The 24,134-nt window shown below is 40.9% G+C and carries 18 protein-coding genes and 5 pseudogenes; 8 read left to right on the top strand and 15 right to left on the bottom strand.

Going from position 1 to position 24,134, the window contains the following annotated elements; all coding sequences use genetic code 11:
* Window positions 1–182 precede the first annotated feature (182 nt).
* The gene (locus NYZ99_RS19860) at window positions 183–749 is read left to right on the top strand and encodes an SH3 domain-containing protein (RefSeq protein ID WP_260572804.1); all 567 of its coding nucleotides are present in this window, start codon (window positions 183–185) and stop codon (window positions 747–749) included.
* Window positions 640–1,236: a C40 family peptidase gene (locus tag NYZ99_RS19855; RefSeq protein ID WP_260572803.1), complete on the top strand. Its 597-nt coding sequence runs from the start codon at window positions 640–642 to the stop codon at window positions 1,234–1,236. Before NYZ99_RS19860 ends, NYZ99_RS19855 begins: the two co-directional genes overlap by 110 nt.
* 9 nt (window positions 1,237–1,245) lie before the next feature.
* On the opposite strand, the gene NYZ99_RS19850 is transcribed toward NYZ99_RS19855, so the two are convergent.
* The 6 genes from NYZ99_RS19850 to NYZ99_RS19825 form a co-directional block, all read right to left on the bottom strand.
* Window positions 1,246–2,766: a sodium:solute symporter family protein gene (locus tag NYZ99_RS19850; RefSeq protein WP_260572802.1), complete on the bottom strand. Its 1,521-nt coding sequence runs from the start codon at window positions 2,764–2,766 to the stop codon at window positions 1,246–1,248.
* Between the two features lie 125 nt (window positions 2,767–2,891).
* A complete protein-coding gene (locus tag NYZ99_RS19845) occupies window positions 2,892–4,379 on the bottom strand; it encodes an acyl-CoA synthetase (protein WP_260572801.1) in 1,488 nt (495 codons plus the stop codon).
* Window positions 4,380–4,402: 23 nt separating this feature from the next.
* The gene (locus NYZ99_RS19840; RefSeq protein WP_260572800.1) at window positions 4,403–6,025 is read right to left on the bottom strand and encodes a c-type cytochrome; all 1,623 of its coding nucleotides are present in this window, start codon (window positions 6,023–6,025) and stop codon (window positions 4,403–4,405) included.
* Window positions 5,959–6,525 (bottom strand): PQQ-binding-like beta-propeller repeat protein, encoded by a 567-nt coding sequence (locus NYZ99_RS19835; RefSeq protein ID WP_260572799.1) that lies wholly within the window; start codon window positions 6,523–6,525, stop codon window positions 5,959–5,961. The genes NYZ99_RS19840 and NYZ99_RS19835 overlap by 67 nt, the downstream gene beginning before the upstream one ends.
* A 32-nt stretch (window positions 6,526–6,557) precedes the next feature.
* Window positions 6,558–7,421 (bottom strand): fructosamine kinase family protein, encoded by an 864-nt coding sequence (locus NYZ99_RS19830; protein WP_260572798.1) that lies wholly within the window; start codon window positions 7,419–7,421, stop codon window positions 6,558–6,560.
* Window positions 7,422–7,427: 6 nt separating this feature from the next.
* Window positions 7,428–8,192, bottom strand: a complete 765-nt coding sequence (locus NYZ99_RS19825) for an MBL fold metallo-hydrolase (protein ID WP_260572797.1) — start codon at window positions 8,190–8,192, stop codon at window positions 7,428–7,430.
* Window positions 8,193–8,528: 336 nt separating this feature from the next.
* On the opposite strand from NYZ99_RS19825, the gene NYZ99_RS19820 reads away from it, so the two are divergent.
* From NYZ99_RS19820 to NYZ99_RS19800, 5 genes and pseudogenes are all read left to right on the top strand, one after another.
* Window positions 8,529–9,077, top strand: a complete 549-nt coding sequence (locus NYZ99_RS19820; protein WP_260572796.1) for a heparan-alpha-glucosaminide N-acetyltransferase domain-containing protein — start codon at window positions 8,529–8,531, stop codon at window positions 9,075–9,077.
* A gap of 198 nt (window positions 9,078–9,275) precedes the next feature.
* A complete protein-coding gene (locus NYZ99_RS19815; RefSeq protein ID WP_260572795.1) occupies window positions 9,276–9,677 on the top strand; it encodes a hypothetical protein in 402 nt (133 codons plus the stop codon).
* A 144-nt stretch (window positions 9,678–9,821) separates the two neighbouring features.
* Window positions 9,822–10,532: a PIG-L deacetylase family protein gene (locus NYZ99_RS19810; protein WP_260572794.1), complete on the top strand. Its 711-nt coding sequence runs from the start codon at window positions 9,822–9,824 to the stop codon at window positions 10,530–10,532.
* A 42-nt stretch (window positions 10,533–10,574) separates the two neighbouring features.
* Window positions 10,575–11,003 (top strand): 3-keto-alpha-glucoside-1,2-lyase-like domain-containing protein, encoded by a 429-nt coding sequence (locus tag NYZ99_RS19805; RefSeq protein WP_260572793.1) that lies wholly within the window; start codon window positions 10,575–10,577, stop codon window positions 11,001–11,003.
* Window positions 10,951–11,331, top strand: a pseudogene (locus NYZ99_RS19800) (3-keto-disaccharide hydrolase); the annotation flags it as partial. The gene NYZ99_RS19805 and the pseudogene NYZ99_RS19800, both read left to right, overlap by 53 nt.
* Window positions 11,332–11,479: 148 nt before the next feature.
* Here the strand turns inward: NYZ99_RS19800 and NYZ99_RS19795 are convergent.
* From NYZ99_RS19795 to NYZ99_RS19755, 9 genes and pseudogenes are all read right to left on the bottom strand, one after another.
* A pseudogene (locus NYZ99_RS19795) lies at window positions 11,480–13,114 on the bottom strand (S41 family peptidase).
* Window positions 13,095–13,493, bottom strand: coding sequence for a ribonuclease P protein component (gene rnpA, locus NYZ99_RS19790; protein WP_260572792.1), 399 nt, complete (start codon window positions 13,491–13,493; stop codon window positions 13,095–13,097). The pseudogene NYZ99_RS19795 and the gene rnpA overlap by 20 nt, the downstream one beginning before the upstream one ends.
* 22 nt (window positions 13,494–13,515) lie before the next feature.
* Window positions 13,516–15,371 (bottom strand): annotated as a pseudogene (locus NYZ99_RS19785) (M1 family metallopeptidase).
* A 17-nt stretch (window positions 15,372–15,388) separates the two neighbouring features.
* Window positions 15,389–17,019 (bottom strand): annotated as a pseudogene (locus NYZ99_RS19780) (S8 family peptidase).
* A gap of 27 nt (window positions 17,020–17,046) precedes the next feature.
* A complete protein-coding gene (locus NYZ99_RS19775) occupies window positions 17,047–17,910 on the bottom strand; it encodes an MBL fold metallo-hydrolase (RefSeq protein WP_260572791.1) in 864 nt (287 codons plus the stop codon).
* 155 nt (window positions 17,911–18,065) lie between these two features.
* Entirely contained in the window at window positions 18,066–18,449 is a 384-nt protein-coding gene (locus NYZ99_RS19770) for a response regulator (RefSeq protein WP_260572790.1), read from the bottom strand.
* Between the two features lie 12 nt (window positions 18,450–18,461).
* Window positions 18,462–20,771 carry a PAS domain-containing sensor histidine kinase gene (locus NYZ99_RS19765; protein WP_260572789.1) on the bottom strand — a complete coding sequence of 770 codons (2,310 nt, stop codon included), beginning with the start codon at window positions 20,769–20,771 and terminating at the stop codon, window positions 18,462–18,464.
* A 35-nt stretch (window positions 20,772–20,806) separates the two neighbouring features.
* On the bottom strand, window positions 20,807–21,166 hold the full coding sequence (locus NYZ99_RS19760; protein WP_260572788.1) for a PAS domain S-box protein: 360 nt from the start codon (window positions 21,164–21,166) through the stop codon (window positions 20,807–20,809).
* Window positions 21,163–21,894, bottom strand: coding sequence for a CHASE domain-containing protein (locus NYZ99_RS19755; protein ID WP_260572787.1), 732 nt, complete (start codon window positions 21,892–21,894; stop codon window positions 21,163–21,165). Before NYZ99_RS19755 ends, NYZ99_RS19760 begins: the two co-directional genes overlap by 4 nt.
* 366 nt (window positions 21,895–22,260) lie before the next feature.
* Between NYZ99_RS19755 and NYZ99_RS19750 the strand changes: the two are divergent.
* Window positions 22,261–24,127 (top strand): annotated as a pseudogene (locus tag NYZ99_RS19750) (cation:proton antiporter).
* Window positions 24,128–24,134: the final 7 nt, after the last annotated feature.

The raw sequence follows: 24,134 nt of genomic DNA, 5'->3' as shown, positions 1-24,134 counted from the left end.
CACGGGCATGCCCTGAGAATTAATTACTTTTACAAAAAAACACATGCATTATTCCCCTAAAATTCTAATAGTTCTTTTTACTCACGGTCCTCGGGTGCAACAAAAAAACGGTTGTAGACGACAATCTGCAGGGGTACATTGAAGAAATAAAGAAGGAACATGCGCCTGATAAGCGGGTTGCGTTGGTTAATATAGAAGGCAAATATTCTACGGATGGCTGGATCCTTGTTGGTGAAAGTAACCTTCCCGATGCAGTTCTTGCACTTAAAGGGAAATTGAACGAAGCAGGTGTGGCATATACCGATAGCATTAAAATCCTACCGGACGCTAGTTTAGAGGGCAAACACGTTGCCTTGGTGACGAATTCCGTCGCCAACTTACGAAGCGAACCGAAACATTCGGCAGAACTTTCTACACAAGCCATTTTGGGAACCCCGGTTAAAGTTTGGAAAAAGGAGGGAGGGTGGTACTACATACAAACACCCGATAAATATTTGGCATGGGTGAATTCCGGTGAAATCTCGTTAATGACCGATACTGAACTTGAAGCTTGGAAGAATCTGAAAAAAATAATTTATACGGACACTTATGGCCATGTCTTTTCGGGTATTGATGCCCAAACAAGGACATCTGATTTGGTTGCAGGTAGCATTTTGGAAACTACGGGGGAGGGAATGGATTTTTATAAAGTTCGTTTTCCGAGATGGCCGGGAAGGTTTTGTAAAAAAAGAGGAGGCATCCCTATATGACACTTGGATAGACGGTTTAAATCCAAGTCAGGAATCGCTTGTAACCACTTCCAAAACGCTCATAGGGGTACCCTACCTTTGGGGTGGCACTTCCACCAAGGGCATGGATTGCAGTGGATTTACCAAAACCATCTATTTTTTGAACGGGGTCATTATTCCTAGGGACGCCTCCCAACAGGTACATACAGGAATGTCGGTGGATACCACAAAGAACTTTGACCAACTTCAAAAAGGGGATTTGTTGTTCTTTGGGCGGAAGGCCACGGATTCCACAGCTGAAAAGGTGGTACACGTAGGCATGTGGATCGGAAACAATGAATTTATCCATGCTTCGGATAGGGTGCGTATCAGTAGTATGGAAGAGGGTGCCGAAAATTTTGACGAATACAATCTCAACAGATATCTAAGAAGCAAACGCGTGTTGAACCAAGAGGATGAAGCCCTGATCAATCTACAGCGCAATTATACCTTTTTAAGCTCTAATTAAAAGCGCTTCTTACTTCCCAAAGACATGATTTAGATGTGCCTCATCCGGCTGGCGATCTTTAGTCATAAGACTTACAACTACGTAGGTAAGCATGGACAACAAGAAGGCGGGTATTATTTCGTGAATATCTTTTAAGGCCTCGTAATTAAAACGGAATACGAAGCGCCAAACGATGTTTATAATCATGCCCACAATCATTGAGGCCAAAGCACCCATGTCTGTTCCCCATTTTAGGTAGAGTCCGCCAAATATTGCTGGAAAAAAGCTTGCCGCAAAAACGGCACCGGCAAAGGCCGTGAGTTCTACTATCCCTGCAATAGGATAAAGTGTCAACAGGAACACGAACAAACAGTAAATGGCCATGAACCATTTGGTCCTGGGAATTATTTTGGATTCTTCCATCGGCTTTGCCACATGCCAAATATCCTTTACAAAGGCTGTTCCTATGATGATAATGACGGAAGCCAAAGAGCTCATCCCCGCGGCAAATAAACCGGCCACACAGATTCCGCTTACCAGTTTATTGTCAAACTTATCCAACATAAAACCAACCACTTCATCCGTATGGTTGATAAGATAATTGGCCTCATCTGGTGTTGCCATGCCATGTACCAAGGCCCCCAGCCCCATCACGCAGACCAATGAAACCCCTAAAAAAACCGGTGTCCATATCATGGCGAATCGCATACTTTTGGTGTTGTTGACCGAGTAAAAACGAATGAGGTTCTTGGGTTCAGAAATCTGTTTCATACCTACGGCAAGCCCAATTCCCAAGATGTAAAGAAACGACACCAACTCTCCAAACGTCACTAAACCGGATTTGATGGGCTCTCCGGCCTTGGTCAAATGTTCTGTATTAGAAACGGCTTCAAAAAGATTGTCCACCCCACCTACATACATAAAAGGAATGGCCAACATTAAAATAGCAACGCCGAACATGATAATACCTTGGATGGCATCTGTCCAAAGCACACTGTACATACCGCCCCAAATGGTATAGGCACAGGTTACGGCAATAATGGCGAACGAACCATATTCATAAGGGATGTCCAGCACCGCATTGAGCACATGGGCACACCCTTTGGCAATACCCACCATGTACCATAATGTAGCAAAAAGGATAATAATGGCGGACAAAACCCGAATGGTTTGGGCCAAAGAGCTTTTATACCGTAGGTGAAAGTAATCGGGAATGGTGAACGATTTTAACCGTGCGGTCCGGAATCGCATTTTAGGCCCTAAAAGTTGCCAGGATATGACACAAAAAAAGGTCCATATAAGCCCCATCCAAGCCCATGAGAGTCCGAATTCAAAAGACTTCCCCGCCTGGCCTATATAAGTGTTCGTACTGGCCGATGTAGAAAAGAAGGCTAGGGAGATCACCCAACCCGGTATTTCCCTTTTGGCCACATAAAAACCTTCTACACCTTGGGAGGCCTTTTTCTTAAAAAACCAGCCGATATAAAGACAACCCCCCACATAAAAAGCGGTCAAGATAAGCGTTACGTAGTGTTCGTAAAAGTATTCCATCAGTGTTCCGGATTATGATCGTTTTCTTCCACGTGAATATCCCTTTTAAGAACCAACGCTGCGTTGATGATGACCGAATTAATATTCCCACATAGGGAATCCAGGTTAGAAAATCCATAGTTTGGTTATTTGGTTTGGAACAGTTTTTTTACTTCGTTTTTTGTGACCTTGCCCAAGACGTTTCTTGGCAATTCAGATTGTACGATATATTTTCTTGGAATTTTATATCCCGGCATTTGGGTCTTTAACCAAGAACCCAATTCTTGGGTGTCCAATCCTTCACCTGAAGGAACAAGGCATGCCGCAATGACCTCGCCCCACTCTTCATCGGGAAGGCCAACTACAGCACAATCGGCAATATGTTCATGCTTTCTTAGAACATCCTCAATTTCCAGGGCCGATATTTTATATCCGCCCGACTTAATTATATCTACACTATCCCTACCCAAAATCTTATAAAGTCCGTCATTGAGCATGCCGATATCTCCCGTAATGAACCAGCCATCTTTAGTAAAGGCATTTTCAGTTGCATCCGGTTTTTGCCAATACTCTTTAAAAACACTGGGCCCTTTAATTTGAAACTCCCCCGGTTCGTTGGCTCCCACAGGGTTGTTTTCTTGGTCTACCAAGCGCATTTCCACTGTAGGTAAGGGCAGGCCTACATGCCCTGGTCTTCGCTCCCCTCGATACGAGTTAGATAGGCCCATGCCAATTTCTGTCATTCCATAACGCTCCAAAAGGGTTTGGCCGGAAATGGACCTCCACTTTTCAAGCACGGGAACCGGTAAGGCGGCAGAACCGGAGACCATTAACCTAAGGTTAGATGCTGCTTCAGACATTTTTTGTTGTTCCTCTTGGCTGGACTGGTCCCAATAGGCTATAAGCTTATAATAGATGGTGGGTACTGCCATAAATAGGGTAAGCCTACCCGATGCAATGATTTCCCGGACTTTTTCATCGTTGAACTTCGGTAAAAATTCACAACAAGCACCACTCCATAACGCACAGCTCATTACGTTGATGATACCATGCACATGATGTAAGGGGAGGATGTTCAAAATATAATCCTCCTTTTCCCATTCCCAGGCATCTACTAAAGCCGTTATTTGGGCTTCAATATTGGCGTGCGTAGTTACTACGCCCTTGGGCTTACTGGTAGTGCCACTTGTGTATAATATCATGGCCCTTCTGTCCGAAGACACATTGGGAAGCGTTGCTTTTTTTTCCGCTAGGATTTCTTCCATAGGAACAACGGAAATACCCAAAGTGGCTTCCAAGGGTTTTAAAAAGGAAACATAGTCTTCATGGGCAATTACCAGTTCTGCTTGCGTGTCCTCCAACACATATTGGATGGATGGCAAGGGGTGCAGCACACATAAGGGAACCGCAATACCACCCGCTTTCCAAATTCCCCATTGAATGGCGGTATATTCAAAGGAGGGAGGCACTAAAAATGTAATCCGCGCCTCTTTAATATCTTGGGAACCCGATAAAAGATTTCCAGCAACAGCATCAGACGATGCTATAAGTTCGTTGTACGTATACTCGGTATCATTGGAAGCAAGTGCCTTCCTATCGCCAAAATCCTTAGCGCGTTCAAACAGTGTTAACATTATTCGTTGGTTAGTTTATTTTGCTACGGGTTTAAGGCAAAGGCAATTATTTGATTCCCCTTTTTAGTGCCTAGTTTCTCCCCGCCACAAGCGATGGCAATATACTGCTTTCCATTAAATTCATACATGGCAGGTGTAGCAAAAGCAGGCGCGGGCAATTCATATTCCCAAAGCAGCAATCCATTTTCTTTATCGTAGGCCCTAAAAAAGCCATCACGCGTAGCGGCTATGAACAGCAATCCATTTTCGGTCACCACGGCACCACCATAATTTTCCGTTCCGGTTCCTATTCCTTCTTCCCCCAATTCCGGAGTATTGCCAAAGGGAATGGACCATTTAAAGTTCCCCGTATTCAAATCGATGGCATGCATCGTACCCCAAGGAGGTGATATACCGGGTAAACCATTGCTATCCAAAAACTTGGTATACCCGGCATGCTTGTACAATTCTTGAATAGTATCTTGGGGTACGTTTTCCAAAGCAACGGAATGTTTTATTTCCTCATCGAATAGAAAGGCAAGCAGGGCATCCATTTCCTTTTTTGAAAGTTGGGGAAAGCCGGTCATCATGCCTTTGCCATTAGTAATTATCTCCGCCACTTCGTTTTTGTTTTTTCGGAGTTGCAAGTCTATCAAACTGGGATACCCACTTGCCATATTTCCCGTTCTATCAGATTGATGGCAGGTAACGCAAAATTTTTGATAGGTGGCTTCTCCTAAAGGGCCATCGTAGGATTCTCCAGTATTTTGGTTCATCAAAAGTGTCCAGGCCATCTCATTGGAGTTCACGTATAGAATTCCGTCATCGGGGTTCACTGAGGCCCCGCCCCATTCCGCTGCCCCATCGTACCCTGGTAACAACAAAACGGGTTCGGTATTTGGCGGGGCATATTGTGCTTTGTTGGATGCCTTGAATAGAGAAATTAACTCATCCCTGTTTTCGGCAAAGGGACTAATATTGGATTCGGTTAGGTCCTGGGATTGCCTTGCAAAGGGTTTTGGACTTACGGGAATCGGCTGGGTGGGCCAAGTCTCTTCCCCTTCCAGTACTGATGTAGGCACTGGTACTTCTTTAATATCAAACAAGGGTTCTCCTGTCAATCGATTAAACACAAAAACATAACCTTGTTTCGTCACTTGGGCCACGGCGGGAATTTTTTTACCATCCCTTTCAACCATCAAAAGGTTTGGTGGTGCTGGCGGATCTCGATCCCAAATATCGTGATGGGTAAATTGAAAGTGCCATATACGCTCCCCTGTGTTTGCATTTAAGGCCAAGAGCGAATTTGAAAATAGGTTTTGACCGCGTCTAACACCGCCATAAAAATCCGGAGCGGCTGAGCCTGTTGGAACAAAAATAATTTCAGCTTCCTCGTCAACGGCCATGCCGGCCCAGTTATTCGCCGCACCTACAATTGGGTTATTGTAGCTTGTGGAATCTTCCCACGTTTCATATCCATATTCACCGGGATGAGGTATGGTGTGAAAAGACCACGCCAGTTCTCCGGTTATGACGTTAAAGGCTATGATGTCTCCCGGGGCAGCGCCCGCTCCTTCCGATACCCGAAGTGGCATAACGATTAAATCCTTAAAGACGGTGCCAGGGGTATTGGAAATGACGAATTTATTCTTCGCACTCTCAGGCATTCCGAACGCAAATCCACTTTTCCACCGGAGCCAAAAGAGGGAATGGGCTCGCCTGTCTGAGCATCCAAAGCGAATAAATAGGCACCTCGGGTGCATAAGATTCTATGGTCTTCATTTTTTGACCAATACGAAACACCTCTGCTCGTAGAATGCCAAACTTTAACGGAATCTCCAAATTGCCAAAGCTCTTCACCCGTCTCGACATGAAGTGCTACCACGCGCAGTGCGGCCGTTACTCCATAAAGTATGGAATCTACCACAATAGGATTCATCTGCATCTGCCCCCAATCTTCCGACTCATACGCCCAGGCCACTTTTAGATTTTGAACATTTTCTTTGTTTATCCGGGATAATGTGGAAAAATGGGTTCTTCCGGCATCGCCAAGATAAGAAGACCACGTAGTAAAATCTTTTTTGGATGGAACTTTCACTATATCGGTTTTACAGGAACCGCTGCACAATGTTAGAAGCAAAAGGCCACTTATTTTGAGGGACTTCATAGAGAGAGTGTTTGCTTAAAGGTAGCCAAATCCTAAAAATAAGCCGACAAAATTCTTTTAACGGGAGGCCCATAGGAAGAACCAAAAAGGTTGAGGTGAACCAGTAGATAGTATAATTGATAAATATCCATTCGTTCTTCCTCACCTGGTTCTCGAGGGATGATCTCACGATACGAATTGTAAAATGAATCCCCAAAACCACCAAAAAGCTTGGTCATGGCAATATCCACTTCGTGATGGCCATAATAGACTGCGGGATCAATCAAAAAAGGAACTCCGTTATTGGAAATTAAAAAATTCCCGCTCCACAAATCACCATGTAATAGCGATGGATTCACCTTGGGAAACAAGTTGTTGCACACCGCAACCATTTTTTCTTCATTGGGTGTATCTGTTCTGTTCAATAGGCCTTTGTCAAAAGCCAATTGCATTTGAGGAAGCAGTCGTTCTTCCACATAAAATGATGCCCAATCCTGATGTGTTTTGTTCGATTGACCCAAGCTGCCGATGAAATTGTCTTGTTCCATCCCAAATCCATTGTCGCCTAATTTTTGGTGCATCCGTGCCAGTTGTCGGCCAAAAAGTGCCATTTCTTTTGAAGTTGCCGTTTTACTTTCCACATATTCCATCAGGATAAAACCTCCTTCGTTATAAGGTTCTACATGAAAGGGTCTTGGTACGGAAAGAGTATTTGTTTTCAATATAGTTTGAAGCCCGTTCCTCTCTGCAACGAACATGGATAGCGCATTTTTTTGACCGTTGACTTTTATAAAGAATTTCTCAGTCTCGGATTCCAACAGATATGCCCTTGAAATATCACCTCCCGAAATTGCCGACACCCTATCTATTTTTGTACATAACAAATAGTTGAGATGTGCAATTAATTCCTTGTCCAAAACCGTTTATAATTTTATGGCCATGCCCTTTCTTGCTATTTGAAATCCTTCTTTCAACACCTTTTGTGTTTGAGGAGAATTAGGCAGCAACAAAGGGTTTGTATGGTTAAAGTGAATACAATGAACTTTCTTTCTTTCCAAAGATGACAGCTCTTTTAATAGTTTTATGCTTTCAATAACAAATGGATGTGGAATTTCTGAAATGTCCCTATAATTTACTTCTTCGGCATCAAAAAACGTGGCATCTATCAAGGCATAGTCCACGGTTTTAATTTCTTCCCGAATGTCTTTATCCCACTTTTCCCATTTATCGATATCCGGAATAAAGAGCAAGGTTTTGTTGGGGCCTATAATCCTATATCCAACGGTCTCGGAATACTCATCGCGATGGGGAACCGTAAAGGGAACGACGCTCAACTGCTCGGATATTTGAACCGATTTTTCATTTTCTATAGGAACAAGTCTAATATTTTTAGTTGCCACTAATTGATCCCAAGGCCCATTTTTTGTCAAAAAACGATGCATTTTGGGCATAGCATATACCGGGATATTACGGGTATTTGCGGCTTCCTTTCCAAGATATGTGAGTCCGCTATAGTGTCCAATATGGGCATGGGTAAGAAAGATTCCATCCGGATAATCATATTGCCTGAAAGGAGCCATTTCACGTAGAGCCCTCATTTGGGCGGGGAGGTCCGGAGTGGCTTCAACAAGCAGTGTTTTTTTGTTTTTAAAATCGACAATGCCTAGGGAAACCACTTTTCTTGACATATCACCTGTTTCGAAAAGGGCGGCACAACATTTTTTTTCGCAGCCTATGTGCCGGCTTCCCCCGTCCTGAACCGTACCTAAAACATGTACAGTTATTTCTGCATTTGAAAAAGAATTGGTTTTGGCCTGGCAAAGGACCAAACTTGGCAATAACCAACAAAAAAGGAGACCAGTAAGGAACTTCAAACGGTTTTTTTGATTAAAATCCTAAATGAATAATCCAATTAGGAGCTGATAAATCATTCGCTGTACCTGAAAAAATGAACCCAAAAACAAGAGCCTATATATTGTCCAAGTAGTAGAATGGAATAGAAAGTTACTCATTTCGTTTAAAATTTGTCGTACATTTCCCGGACCAAACCTAACTTTCTAAATGGTATGTCGCAATTTGCCAAGCCATTGTCCAATCGTCTTTATTCCTTGGACGTTTTCCGTGGTTTCATCATGTTTTTATTGATTGCCGAAGCTGCTGGTTTCCATGAAAGTTTCGTTCATTTAACGGAGGGTTCATCCTTTTATCCATTAGCCCTACAGCTGGAACACCACCCTTGGAACGGTCTTCGGTTTTGGGACCTCATACAACCTTTTTTTATGTTTATCGTTGGGGTGGCCATGCCTTTTTCCTTTAAAAAAAGGCTAGAAGCAGGAAATCGAAAAGAATTGAACAAGCATGTTGCTCTGCGCTGCCTAAAGTTGTTCGTTTTAGGGGTATTGCTTCACTGTGTTTACAGCCTTTCCCCAGTATGGGAATTGTGGAATGTATTGGTACAATTGGCCTTCACAATTCTCATTGCCTATGCTATAATGGACAAAAGCAGAAAGTTCCGAGATAGGGTTTTCTGTTCTACTTTTGTTACTTACGGAGGTACTGTACAGGTTATATAATCCTGAAGCCCCATATGCACAAGGCCACGAATCATTTGGATCTTTGATTGATGTATTGGTGATGGGTAAGGTAAACAACGGGTATTGGGTATTCATAAATTTTCTACCAACCGCCGCCCACACTATTTGGGGTGTTGTCTGTGGCCAAGTGCTATTGGATAAAAGTAAGCCCGCCATTAAGCTTAAGGGTTTTATGTTTTGGGGTATTTTGGCAAGCGTATTGGGTTTTATGATGAACTTTTTAGAAATCACCCCCATTATAAAAAGAATAGGACCACTTCCTTTACTTTGGCATCTGGCGGCATTTCCATTTTGGCACTTGCCTTTTTTTATTGGATAATTGACGTAAAGGGATACAAGAAAAATTGGCTACAATTTTTTGCCGTTGTGGGCACCAACTCCATTTTCATCTATTTGTTTGCCGAGACCTTTGGTCATTTGATTTTCAGGGAGTTCGATATATTGTGGAATACGGGACTCTTTCATCCTCTTGAGGAGTATAAGGATTGGTTGTTGGTTTTGGAATCGTTGTTAATTCTCCTATTTTTATGGTATATCACCTATTACTTGGACAAACGAAAGATTTATTTCAAAGTATAACAACAAGAAGCAACTAAAGCAGTATACCATGAAGAAAAGTCGACCTGCAAACAACCCATTTTTACGGCAAAGCCTATACGTATTGACAACTTTTTTCCTATTTGGTTTGGTTTCCTGGGCCCGAAGCCATATGAAGGAAAGGTTTTGTTGGCTGTTTTTGCACATCCTGACGATGAGAGCACAGTATCTCCAATTTTAGCCAAATACGCAAGAGAAGGAGCTAAGGTGCATTTGGTCGTTGTTACTGACGGTAGGTATGGAACCAATGATTTTCATGACCACAAGGCTGGGGACGAATTGGTAGTGACCCGAAGAGAAGAAATGAAGTGCGCCGCAGAATTGTTAGGGGTGGAATTGACGCAATTAAATTTTCATGATCAGCTACGGGCTGCCGAAGGCTACGACGGGCACGTGCCGCATGCGAGGGAAATGGTGAAGCAATTGAACGATATTGTAGAAAGGACAAAGCCGGATGCCATAATCACCTGGGGCCCTGACGGAGGTTCCACGCACATGGATCATAGATTGGTAGGGGCGTCCATAACCCAGGTGTACCTTAGCAAGGATTGGGGGAAACCAACATCCTTATATTTTTATGGAACACCATCCGTCAATATTGAGGACTCCGAGGGGAAAATTTTAAGGGGGCAAGCAAGTAAATTCTTAAGAACCAAGGTTTCCTATACCGATGAAGATTTGGAAATGGCCGCAAAATCATACCGATGCCACTATACCCAAATCGACCCAATGCTAACCGAGGAAGATTTTATAGAGCGCAGGTCTCAAAATGGCAAGTACATATACCTTAGAAAATTTGAAGCCCCAATATCAGATTCCGACTCTGTTTTCGAGTAGGACTTAAAAACTTCATTTGGAGTAAACCCATAAAAACCAGGAATGAAAATATCACAAAAAATCGCCCTATTTAAATTTTCAAAAAGCTGGCTAGCAAAGTTGTTCTTGGTCATTATGTTTGCCGCATATACCAGCGCAATCTCCCAAAAAACTATAGATGAAGGTTGGACCTCAATGTTCAACGGAAGCGATTTAGAGGGTTGGATCACCAAAATCCACCATTACGATGTCTTTAATAATTATGGAGAGACTTTTAGGGTGGAGGATAGCATAATAAAAGTCAGATACGACCAATATGAAGGGTTGTTCAACGACCGGTTCGGTCATTTGTATTATGACCAGCCGTATTCCTATTTTCATTTGTCCATGGAATATCGTTTTGTGGGGGAACTTTTTCCGGGTGCTCCGAGACTACACCATGTTAAACAGTGGGGTCATGTTTCATTCCCAAGACCCAAGAACTATTCTTAAAGAACAGGACTGGCCTATTTCCGTGGAAATGCAATTCTTGGCCGGGATGGAGGAAGGAAAGGAAAGACCGACAGGCAACATGTGCTCCCCAGGAACGGATATTGTTTACATGGGTAAATTGGACCCGAACCACTGCGTTAATTCAACTTCTGAAACCTATTTTGGAGATCAATGGGTAACAGCGGAACTTATTGTCTATGGGGATTCATTGGTAAAACATATTATAAATGGCAAAACCGTATTGGAATATACAAAACCGCAAATGGGCGGTGGAGTTGTTAATGGTTATGACCCTACTGTTTTTAAGCCAGGAACACCTTTAAAAGAAGGGTTTATTGCACTACAAAGTGAAGGGCAGCCCATTGATTTTAGGAACATACAAATTAGGAACCTAAAAGGTTGTATGGATCCAAAAGCGGCAAACTACCGGAAATTTTATGTAGAACCGAGACCCGGACAGTTGCCATTACAACTAACTATCTTTTACCGAGAATACCATTATATTTTGAACTATTATCCAAAAGTTCAGCGGCGGCCAAGATGGCATCATCATTGGACAAATAATATTGATAAAGTCCGTCACGATAAAAGTAGCGCTTTACAATTTCGTCCTCCAAGTTTTTCTCGGATTTCATTCTGATATTTATCCAAAGCATTGATTTTGCCTTTTTGAATATTGGCCAACAGTGTTTTGTAACTATCCTTGACCTCTTGCCCTAAGAAATCGTTTTCGGGTCCTGAAAGGGCTTCGGTAATTGCTTTTTCCGCTTTGGTCTCAAAGGAAAAGTTACTTTCCCTAACGAATGCCTTAAAGTTGTTGAAATCGGAATTGGTAAACTTAAAATCTTTTACATCGTTCAGGCTGTTTCTAAAGTAATAGTCGGTGGCATAATCGAAAATGACATTATTTTGAAGCAACGCCATTGTAAGGTCGTTGGTTTTTACCGCGGCAATCTCGACATCCGGTAATACACCACCCCCATCTTGAACCTTTCTGCCATTTACTGGTAGTGAAATCATTGAACTGGGTATTTCTAATAGCATTGCCATTGTCATCGCGGTTCCAGTAATCCAAGGCTTGAATACAGCGACCAGAGGAGGTATAGTACCTAGAAATGGTAACCTTTAATTGCGTTCCGTAGGTTAATTTTAAAGGCCTCTGAACCAACCCCTTTCCAAAACTACGGGCTCCCATAATCACCGCCCTATCTAAGTCCTGTAGGCTACCCGAAACAATTTCACTGGCGGAGGCACTACTGCCGTTGACCAATACAACCAAAGGAATTTCGGTATCTATGGGTTGATTGGTGGTCCTATATTCTCTATTGAATTTTTTTACTTTCGATTTTGTGGTAACCACCAATTCTCCTTTTGGGACAAATAAATTGGTAATATTAATGGCTTCGGAGAGAAGACCTCCCGGATTGTCGCGTAAATCCAGCACTATTTTTTCGGCACCATTCCCCTTTAAATCCGGAAGCGCACTTTTTGTTTGTTCAGTAGCCTTGGCATTGAATTTTGACAATACAATATAACCTGTCTTGTCATCTATCATTTTGTAAAAAGGAACCGCATCCACTTCAATTCCCCCACGCTCTATGGTAGTGCTGCTAATTTTGCCTTGTCTTTTGTAAATGATATCGACGGTAGACCCCTCGGAACCCTTTAGAAGTTCGCTTGCATTGTCCTCAAAATCGGCAACCTTGATATCCCCGATCTGGATAATTTGATCTCCGGCCTTTAACCCGGCCTTGTCCGCAGGATATCCTTGATGGGGTTCAATAATCAACAATCTGTCCTTATACGTTCTCACAAGTGCCCCGATCCCGAATATTCGCCTGCATTATTAATGCGATATGATTCTACATCCTGTTCATTTAAAAACTTGGTGTAAGGGTCCAAATCTTCCAACATGTTTTTAATGGCCGTGTCCATCAACTCCGCAGGGTTGGTTTCGTCCACATAGTTCATGTTGAGTTCCTTGAAAAGCGTTGTGAAAATCTCAATTTGTTTTGCGATCTCAAAAAAATCACTTTTAAAGCTACTTCCAACTACAAGAAAAGTTAGGGCGGAACGGGAAGAATAACTCTTTTACGCATTAGTTTTTTCATGAATCCGGGCATTAAATTTTTCTAAAAGCAGCTTCATTTTGGACTCAACATCCGTAAAAGCTGGTATTTCTTTTCCAAGGTATAAAAATAAAAACGCAAAGTTTCCTTGTGTATTGTTAAAAACCACGCCTTTGTTCAATCGGTAGGACTCTCTCAGCAACCTTTTTATTTTATTTCGATGAACGGCACTTTTAAAGTTTTTTTTTGGAACGGTAACTGCCGCTTTTATGGAAACCTCCTGATTCTCTGTTTCAATGTAGATTAGCTTTAGGGGAAAGACCGAAAGACTTTTTCCTTCGGTAAAGAGCTGGCCAATAATTTTTTGGCTTTTCAGCTTTTCTTTTTTACCGAAGGAAGCGTCTGTTTTTTGTTGGGGCACATCCATAATGTTAAGCCAAGGATTATTCTTCGGCCTGCCAAACGTTATTTTCGGCGTTAATATCAGCCATTAGTTGAGATGGGTCTATCACCACGGCCTGAATATCAGAAATAGGCCTATTGATAATAAAATCATAATTGGAATATGCCCAGGGCCAATCAGGCAATACGGTCCTCTCAATTTGAGGATACGGGTTGTCCTTTTCACCACGCATCATACGTAACGGTGCATAGAATGTTTCCCTGCTACCGTCGTTATAGACCACTAATATATCCAAAGGCATCGGCACTAATCCAATTCTTTCCATGGTAACTTTGGTCGTTTCTCCCTCACCCCCCACGGACTTTACCCCGTAATCTATAGTATTAGTTGTTTGTGTCCAATCTGTTAAGTACCAATCCAACTCCATTCCGGACACCTTTTCTGCAGTCCTTTTGATATCATTGGGCACGGGGTGTTTAAACTTAAAATCCTCATAATACTTTCTTATGGTTTCCATAAGTTTATCCTGCCCGATAACATATCCCAATTGAGCAAGAAAGACCGCCCCTTTGCTATATGCGGATATTCCATAGGCGAAGTTCAGATCATATCTATCAGCATGGGTACTCATAGGTTGTTCCTTTCCTGATAGTGCTAGATTGTAATATCCTTTATAGGAATTTTCAAAGGGATTTTCCTGGTTTTGCTCTCGGATTTCATTACTACATAGCGCGGATATAAATGAAGTAAACCCTTCGTCCATCCACTCGTGCTTCGCCTCATTGGTGGCCAGCACATGTTGAAACCAAGAGTGGGCCAATTCATGGATCATTGTTCCTATGACACTTCCGGGTCTGTCACCTCCTGTTATTAGTGTTGCCATTGCGTACTCCATACCTCCGTCTCCGCCTTGGATTACAGAATACTGGTCATAAGGGTATTCGCCGATGTTGCGACTAAAGAAATTCATGGCCTTTTCGGTCATGGGTTGTACCGCCTTCCATGTATCTAAAAACTTAGGGTCGTTTTTATATAGGAAATGAAGGGTGGGACCATTTTCCATTTGTAACATATCATGGACATATTCGGATCCGCTGCCCACATAAAGTCATGGACTATAGGGGCCTTAAAGTGCCATGTGAGCGTTTTCCCTTTTTGTTTTTTAACAGATGTCCCAGGGGCTTCATAACCGTGCCCAATTTCTTGGGGATTTTGTAAATATCCGGTACCTCCAACCACATAGTCTCTGTCCAAGGTTAGTTTCACATCGAAATCTCCCCAAACGCCATGAAACTCCCTTGCTATATAAGGGTCCGCATGCCACCCTTCAAAATCATATTCCGCCAGTTTTGGATACCATTGACTCATGGACAATGCCACACCATCATTGTTGTTTCGGCCGGACCTTCTAATTTGAACGGGCACTTGTCCTTTGAATATCATTTCAAAAGTTGTTTTTCCACCGGAAGGAATAGGCTTAACTAAATTGACTACGAGTACCGTGCCTTCTTCCTGAAAGTTAACTTTTTCCCCATCTTGTGTCAGGGACTCCACATGTAGATATCCTATTTCACTTTCTGAAAGTCCTGCAATACGACTCTTTTTGTCCTCCGTTATCATTCTTCTATCCGGATCTTGGATGTTTTGTAGTCTTATGTCCATTTCGCTCCCTGGTTGAAAAGCATTGAAGTACAAATGGTAAAACACCCTATTAAGTTCATCCGGAGAGTTATTCGTGTATACCAGTTTTTGAGTGCCTGTATATTGGTAATTTTCAACATCCATGTTAACATCCATTGTGTAATCGACATGTTGCTGCCAATAGTTGGTCCGGTTTTGGCCAAATGAAGTTCCAAAACAAATAACCAATACAAGTACAAAAAGTATTTTTCTCATTTTATTTATATTCAAGATTATAGTTGCAATTGACCGTTACTTACCTTACTTGCCATAATTAGGGCATTATAGGCATTTACTATTTTACCGGAAGTGGATATTTCGCCTAAGCTGGCATTTTTAGTGTTGTCTCCCCCCAAGATTACCTTTGTCTTAATTGGTAATCCGGAGTTAAGAATTATTTTTTTAACCTGCTTGGCGCTTAAATTGGGATACTGGGACAAAATTAAGGCGGCTACCCCGGATACGGCCGGAGCCGCCATGGATGTTCCTGGGGAAAATTCGTATTCATTGTTGGGGTAGGTAGAATAAATATCTGTACCCGGTGCGAAAACATCTACATTTATTTTTCCATAGTTAGAGTAGGAGGCTACCATTTCCGACCCATAGTTAGGATCCAATGCCCCCACGGTAATGACATTATCCGCAAACTCCGCCCCATTATTTACTTGGTCATTTGGAAAATTTGGGTTGGAGGGATCATCCAAGTTGGCACCATCGTTTCCTGCTGCATGTACAAACAATACATCATTGTCAGCAGCATATTTTATGGCGTCGTACACCCATTGTGCATTTGGAGAAAAAGATTTTCCAAAGCTTCCATTGATGATTTTTGCTCCATTGTCTACGGCATATCGAATTCCTCGGGCAACGTCCTTATCATATTCATCACCATTAGGAACCGCCCTAATACTCATAATTTCTACGTTATTGGCAACCCCATTGGCCCCAAGACCATTATTTCTTTCTGCTGCAATGATTCCCGCAACATGGGTACCATGGCTTTCGTCATCTACCCTATTGTTTGGGTTGCCATTTCCGTAATCTGTATCGCTGTAATTGTAAGGGTCGTCACCCACCAATTCACGACCGTTGAAATCCTTGTTGAGGTTGTAATTTAGTTGTTCTGTGAAATATGTAATACCATCACCCAATTCTTCGATTACTTCGGAATGGACTCTTTAAAACTATACATTTGAAGTAGTACAGATTTATTTCTCTGCATGGCTTCCGTTGTAGCCTCTATGCCGGTAACATCCTCTTTTGTATAGGACTCTTTGCCCAAATACTCCTTGACCTCCGCATCCGCACTTTTAACTGCTTGTAATATTTGTTCATATCTCATTTTATTTTGCTCTGCTGAAGTGTACTCCTCATCCAGTTTTGCCCTTGCCTTTGCCAAAGTAGCCTGATCGCCAATGTTCAATCGTAACATGCGTACATATTCAAGTTGCTCATTATAAGACTCCCCAAGAAAGTTGTACCCATGAATATCATCAACATAACCATTATTGTCATCATCCTTGTTGTTACCCGGTTTTTCGTCTGTATTGGTCCAAATAACCCCATCTAAATCCTCATGGTCCAAATCGATTCCCGAGTCAAGAACTGCTACGATTACCTTTTTCCCCTTCTTGTTTTTTATAATTTCATCATAAGCTTTATCAACGCTCATTCCTGGGATGGTATCTGCTGCAAGGTCTAAATGCCCCCAATTTTTCTTTTCCGCATCGGTTAGATCTGAAATCTTTAAGGGTACCGAGTCAATGTTTTCAACGGGAGTTAATATAAGACCTCCGGAGCCACCGCAGCCAATAAGGGCGACAAAAGAAAATATCAAGAACGATTTAGTGATTGTACGTATCATATATAGCTATTAAATTAAATTTGATTTTTAGTTGAAAATTTCATTGAAAGTAAAGGTTTCATCTAGCCTTACTCCTTTATCGGTTTTTTTGAGTGTACAAAGCTGATTATGTGCATCGTGCTCAAAGAAAAGAAAATAGTTTTTTTCTGCAGCCTCGTTTAGGAATTTTTCTTTTTCAGACAAGGTCAATAAGGGTCGAGTATCGTAACCCATAACATAGGGTAATGGGATGTGACCAACTGTTGGAATTAAATCGGCCACAAAAACGATTGTTTTTCCCTTGTACTCTATCCGTGGCAACATTTGCTTTTCCGTGTGCCCATCTACAAAATAAATGCCAAAACCTAACTCTGAAGTCTTTTTTAAGAATTTGAAGTTTGAAGTTTCCAAAAATTCTAATTGACCGCTTTCTAGCATAGGCAATAAATTTTCGGACAAAAAGGATGCCTTTTCCCTAGTGTTGGGTTTAGTAGCCCATTCCCAATGATTTTTATTGGTCCAGTACTTGGCGTTTTTAAAAACGGGTTCATATCCTGTACGATCCTTGTTCCATTGAATACATCCCCCACAATGGTCAAAGTGCAGATGGGTAAGAAATACGTCGGTAATATCTTTTAGGCCAAGATCTATTCTGTTCAATGAATTTTCTAAGGAAAAATTGCCCCATCTGTGGTAATGGCTAAAAAATTTGTCCGATTGTTTGTTTCCAAGCCCTGTATCTATCAGAATTAGTCTGTCCCCATCCTCTATAAGCAGACTTCTAGCGGCAATATCAATTAAATTGTTATTGTCGGCAGGGTTTGTTCTTTGCCAAATTGTTTTTGGCACCACTCCAAACATGGCCCCACCATCCAACTTAAAATTTCCGGTCTCAACAGGGTATAGATTCATTAATCTATTGGGTAACAGTATAAGTTTGGAAAATTAGTTAAAATGAACAGGAAAAACAGGTTGTTTAAGAGTTTTTAACGGGGTCAGTCAACTTTAAGACAGTTGAAGAAGTGGTTTTTGAGTTTTGAAAGAGGTATTGGAAAAGAGCCTTTGATCTAAGAGTGTATTAATTTTTCTATGGAATGGTGGGCCAAGGGTTTGGCCAAATGCTTTTCTATCTCTTCATAACTTTCCGAACGTGCAACATCAGTGGGGTTTGTTGATGAGCTTAAAACAAATACCCGGCATTTATCTTTTAAGGTGCTCGGCAAGTTTTTATAATGTTCTATAAATTCATAACCATCCATACCCGGCATTCGAATATCCAAAAATATAATATCCGGCAACAAATCAACCTCCTCTTTTAATTCAACGAGATAATCCAAGGCTTCTCTTCCTGAGGTTTTTGTGACAACCTCCGACACGATATCCGATTTTGATATAATCGCTTTGTTGATATAGTTGTCTATTTCAGAATCATCAATTAACAGTACTTTCATTTTTTTCTCTATTTAGTCACCAGGGGAAAGATTAGGTAGCTTTATGGTGAAAACGGAACCTTTGTTAAGTGTTGATTCCAAGGACACCGTCCCCTTTAGTCTGTCCAATATTTCCTTTACGATGAAAAGACCTATTCCCGAACCCGTTACTTTTGAAGTAGTTCTGTAGAACATATTATAAATCTTATCTTGGTTTTCCTTCGCAATACCCGTTCCATTGTCTTCTATCCTTATAATAGCTTCTTTTTGGTTTGTTTTTATATTGATCCAAATTGACGGAGAGGTTTTTTCCATATCATGATATTTTATAGCGTTGGATATAAAATTATTCAACAAGACCATGACCCTTTTATTATCAGAAAAGAAGGGATCACCTTCCTCAATGTTCTTAATCACTTTTATCTTTTGTGTATTCTCAAGATACCAAAAATCCTCTAAAGATCTGGATATTAAGGCGCTAAAGTTTATTTTTTCGGGCACAACCTCTATATGCTTATTTCTTGAATATTGGACTATGTCCCCAATGAATTCATCAAGCCTTGTTATGGAGTTCTCCATCATCCGTAAGTTTAAGAGACTATCATCGCTCCTCTTTTCTTTTTTCATAATATTCACCAAACCGAGAAGTGAAGCCAAGGGAGCCCTTAATTCGTGAGAGGCGCTATACACAAAACTGTCCAGTTCAGAATTGGTCTTTTTAAGCTCTTGGTTTTGTCTTTCTAGTAATACCTCTGCTTCTTTTTCCTGGGTAATATCAATGGCCGTACCTTGATAGTTGATTGGGTTACCATCCAGATCCACTTTTACCTCCATTTGTACTAATACATGTTTTATGTTTTCGTTCCTGTCAACAATTCGATATGTGAAAGATGAATCGTCCCTGTTTTTGGTTTTATGTTCTATTGTTTTATCGTGCATTTCCAAATCTTCCGGGTGCACTAGTGTCTTCGTAAACGCAACATTGATTTCACGCCCATGCTCCACATCATAAATTTCATACATACGCTCAGACCAATCTATAATACCTGATTCAATGTGCCAATCCCAATATCCAATTTTACCTATTCTAATGGCGGCATTCATTTTAGACTGAAGATCTAAAATCTCTTTTTCAACTTTTTTCCTTTCAGTCAAATCGAATGCCACGGAACCAATTCCAATAGGTTCTTTGGAAACTTTATCGTTTATTGTAAATGCAGAGAATGCCGTGGGAACATATGTATTTGTCTCAAAGTTTTTTAGATATGCTTCACCACTCCAAGTACCTTCTTTCAATACAATAGGAAGGTATTCATCTTTAATTAGCTCAACAGTGTTTTCAGGAAAGAAATCAAACCAAGAAATATCGGAAATAGAACCTTCAGGAGGTAGACCCACCAATTTACGTCCATATTGGTTTAAATAAATAGAATTGCTATCCATCCTTGAGAGACCTATGAAGCCTGGACTGTTCTCAACAACTGTGAGCAATTTCCGGTTTTCTTGCTCGGCAACCTTCTTTTTGGTAATGTCCCTAAAATAAATTGTTAGCCCTTCCGGAGAAGGGTAAATGTGGTTTTCTATCCAAACATCATAGGGTTTATGGAACTGTTCAAATTGAACATATTTTTGGTTTTCTAGAGCGCTTTTAAAAGTGTCGTAAGCTTCCGTTTGGGCAAACTGAGGAAATTCTTCCCAAAGGTTTTTTCCTACCAAACCAATGGAATCCCTTCCGATAATTTTAGAGGCTTTATTGTTCACATATGTAAAGTCCCAATTTTTGTCAAAAGCCACGAAAGCATCGGAGATGCGTTCCGTTAATTCCCTGTATTTTTTTTCACTGGAAATAATTTTTTCTTGTGCCTTTTTTTCTTCCGTTCTATCAAGGTAAGTTGCTAATATGTAATTTTTGTTGTCTACCACATAGGATTCCGCTGAGGTTGAAAAGTGTATTTTTTCTTTTCCGTTTGGTCGCACAATAAGCTCCATGGAAAGTACTTTCCCATGCTCGTTTAAACCCTTTAGCGCTTCCTTTCTTTTTAACTTTTCATCAATTATAATAGGTCCAAGCTCCTCAAATGTTTTTCCTTTCACTTCTTGAAGTGAATATCCTAATTTTTCCAAGAAATAAGGGTTTACATCAACGAACCGAAGTTTTTCGTCAAAAATTGCCATGCCAATAGTGCGGCTGTTAAATGCTTTCCGGAACTTTTGGAGGTTGTCCCATGCAGCAAGTTCCAATTTTTTCCTTGCGGTCACGTCCCTCACAATACCTAAAATATTACCATCATTCAGCTTTTTGGCGCTAACTTCGCCATAAAAGGGAGAGCCGTTTTTTTTCAAAAGTTTTCGTTCTGTTAGTACGGCCTCACCTTGTTTTAATTCGGAAACCTAATAGGGGTCTTATTTAAATCTTCTTTTGTCGCCAAGTCCCTTAAGTTTTTTTCCAGTAATTCTTCTTTAGAATATCGAAACATTTTTACCCCAGCGAGATTGGCATCAAGAACATTACCTTTAAAATCTGCCAAAAAAATACCATCGGAGGCCTGTTCTATCAAGGTCCTAAACTTTTGCTCACTTTCTTTTAGTAAAAGCGTTTTTTCATTTACCATTTTCTGAAGCTTTTTTGGCTGCTTCATGATAAAATATGTAAAGAAACCAGCAAGACCGGCTAAAAAAAGCCCCAATATTCCCATTACAAATAATCCGTAAAGGGCATTTTTTTTATTAGAAATCACATAGAGTTTCCATTCCCCATTGTAATCGGAAATAGTGTGCTTAAGGGCATTCTCTCGGAAGTTTTTTTTTGGGGGGAAAGAAACATCTCCTCAGACCCATCAGGATTTACTTTTGAAAGTTGATATGAAAAATCGCCATTGTCCAAGGTATCCATGGGAATTTTGGACAATAAGGAACTTAATTTAATAACAGCCGCCGCAAATCCTGCAAACTCTTTGTCATTGTAAATGGGAGTTCTGCAAACAAATCCGGATCCACCTTGCTTCAAATCGATTGGACCAGTAATGAAGTATTCACCTTTTTCAATGGTTTTTATTGCGCCGGGTTTACCAATGGAATCCCTTAAAATATTGAAGCCCAAAACTTCATTTCCTTCCAAAGGATACACATGTGTAATAACCCCTGCACCATCCACAAGTTCTAGGGCATCAACATTTGTGTTTGTCTTTAGTATTAACTGGGATATTTTGGTAAAGTCCTCCGGGACACCATAGTTCTCCACTAAAAAGGCTATACTTTGGGTGCTAGAAAAGCCTTGCTCTAGAACACTTTTCATTTCATTGTCTACCCGTTCTGCCTGTCTTCTTATCTCGTCTTTTTCCGAGCTTTTTTGGATAAGATATCGCTGGTAGGTTACGAAAGTTGTAATAGCAAATACCAATAGAAACACTAGTAAACCAGTAAAAAGTGGAGGATTATATGTTTTGTTTCCTAAAGGGTTTCTCATGACCTTTCAAATTCTAGTTTTGCTCCATTTTCTGTTGGGAGCTCCATACATAAGTTTTGCAAATTATATTTACCGAAGAAGTGCTTGGCGGTATAAATAATCGAAATCTTCTTTGGGAAACCTAAGCAAAAATATAAAAGCATTTACCATATAGGTATTTTTAATCAATAAATGTAGGTAAAACCCACAATTTTATTATATGCGGTTAGGAAACCTTAAAAGTTCCTCTTAGGTGTAAGTACCCTGAATAATGATTAAAAAAGAATCAAATCAAAGTCTACATCTAAATTGTAGGCAAAAAAGTTATTCGAGTTCTTAATGTTAACAACTGCTGTTTAATTCTTATTTTTAGCAAAAAACTATTCCATGCTAGAACTGGCCGGTATTATCATTCTTGGAATAATTGCCCAATGGGTAGCCTGGCGGTTTAAACTGCCCGCTATACTTCCATTGATTTTAATTGGATTACTTGTGGGGCCATTATCCACACTATATACTCAGGATGGTTCCAAACTTATAGAACCTATGTGGAATGGTGAAAAGGGACTTTTTCCTGGGGAAGGCCTTTACTATTTTGTATCCTTGGCCATAAGTATTATTTTATTTGAAGGCGGTTTAACCCTTAAGCGTTCTGAAATAAGGAATACGGGCCCCGTTATTACAAAACTTATTACTTTGGGAAGTTTGGTAACCTTTTTCGTAGGTGCTTTGGCGGCCCATTTCATATTTGACCTTAGTTGGCAGGTTTCCTTTCTGTTTTCCTCCCTCATAATAGTTACGGATTCAACGGTAATAACCCCTATTTTAAGAAACATACCCCTAAAAAAGGATGTAAGTGCAATTTTGAAATGGGAGGGCATATTGATCGATCCCATTGGCGCGCTGGCTGCTGTTTTGGTGTTTGAATTTATTAGTGTTGGAGAGGGACAGGCCTATACATTAACTGCCTTGGTGGAATTCGGAAAGATATTGCTATTTGGCTTTACCTTTGGCTTCACTTTCGCCCATGGTTTGGCATTTGCCATAAAGAAGAATTTCATCCCGCATTACCTTTTGAACGTGGTTTCTCTTTCCGTGGTACTGCTTGTTTTTGTGGAGTCCGATTTGTTCGCGCACGAATCTGGTCTATTGGCCGTGGTTGTCATGGGGATGGTCATGGGCAATATTGACTTACCCAATATCAAGGAACTTCTTTACTTCAAGGAATCGCTAAGTGTACTTTTGATTTCCATTCTTTTTATTCTTTTGGCCGCTAACATCAATATTTCAGATCTAGAACTGATCTATAATTGGAAGACAGCAATTTTGTTCGCATCCATTGTTTTTATTATAAGGCCCTTAGGCGTCTTTTTAAGTGCTATGGGGTCAAACCTTAAGTTAAACGAAAAGCTTTTTGTTAGTTGGGTAGGCCCTAGGGGTATTGTGGCCGCCGGTATTGCTTCTTTGTTTGGCTCCAAACTGCTTGCAAAAGGGGAACCAGGCGCAGAATATATAACGCCGTTGGTATTCATGATTGTGTTGGGAACGGTGCTTTTGAATGCAACTACGGCTAGGTTATTTGCCAAATTGGTTGGGGTGTTCCTAAAAAAGTCCGAAGGTATATTGGTAATAGGCGCGTCCCGAGTCTCAAGGCTTATAGCGGAGTATCTACAAAAGAACAACAGACATGTTGTATTGGTGGATAACAACGAGACCAATGTAGCCAAGGCGCGAAAAGCGGGATTAGAGGCTTTCAGTGCTAATATTTATTCGGATTCCTTGGGAGACTATATTGAACTAAATGATGTAGGCTATCTTATGGCCTTGACAGGAAACTCTGATATTAACAAATATGCCATAGATAAATTTAAAGGGGAATTTGGTGAAAATGGGTCTTTCCGACTTGTGGATTCTGAGGAAATGAATGACCCGGAAAATAACCCAAAGGAAGGATTGTTCTCCCATACGGACGATTTTATTAAATTAACTGAAACGGCCGAGAAAAAATCCGATTATCAGAGAGATAGAGCTCAAGGACACCGAACATTATGAAGGGCTTATCGAAATCACCAAGGCGGATACAGACATCATTCCTTTATTCCTTAAAACACCTGACGGAGACATTAAGATAATTTCCGCATTCAGTAAGGACTTTACGGACATAAAAGAGGACTCCAAATTGGTATATTTGGGTAAGATGCTGCCCATTGAGGAAGAACAGAAAAACGAAGAGGCAAAGGCTGCTTCAAAGTAGAGAAATC

The sequence above is a fragment of the Maribacter litopenaei genome (assembly GCF_025244665.1).
Taxonomy (GTDB): domain Bacteria; phylum Bacteroidota; class Bacteroidia; order Flavobacteriales; family Flavobacteriaceae; genus Maribacter; species Maribacter litopenaei.
The sequence above is the reverse complement of the archived record's forward strand: the minus strand, read 5'-3'. Positions and strand labels throughout refer to the sequence as shown.

Excerpts from the sequence above, each read along its gene's own strand:
- NYZ99_RS19850 (WP_260572802.1), bottom strand. The coding sequence starts at position 2,766 with ATGGAATACTTTTACGAACACTACGTAACGCTTATCTTGACCGCTTTT.
- NYZ99_RS19845 (WP_260572801.1), bottom strand. The coding sequence starts at position 4,379 with ATGTTAACACTGTTTGAACGCGCTAAGGATTTTGGCGATAGGAAGGCA.
- NYZ99_RS19840 (WP_260572800.1), bottom strand. The coding sequence starts at position 6,025 with ATGCCTGAGAGTGCGAAGAATAAATTCGTCATTTCCAATACCCCTGGC.
- NYZ99_RS19835 (WP_260572799.1), bottom strand. The coding sequence starts at position 6,525 with ATGAAGTCCCTCAAAATAAGTGGCCTTTTGCTTCTAACATTGTGCAGC.
- NYZ99_RS19825 (WP_260572797.1), bottom strand. The coding sequence starts at position 8,192 with ATGTCAAGAAAAGTGGTTTCCCTAGGCATTGTCGATTTTAAAAACAAA.
- NYZ99_RS19805 (WP_260572793.1), top strand. The coding sequence starts at position 10,575 with ATGAAAATATCACAAAAAATCGCCCTATTTAAATTTTCAAAAAGCTGG.
- NYZ99_RS19775 (WP_260572791.1), bottom strand. The coding sequence starts at position 17,910 with ATGAATCTATACCCTGTTGAGACCGGAAATTTTAAGTTGGATGGTGGG.
- NYZ99_RS19770 (WP_260572790.1), bottom strand. The coding sequence starts at position 18,449 with ATGAAAGTACTGTTAATTGATGATTCTGAAATAGACAACTATATCAAC.
- NYZ99_RS19755 (WP_260572787.1), bottom strand. The coding sequence starts at position 21,894 with ATGAGAAACCCTTTAGGAAACAAAACATATAATCCTCCACTTTTTACT.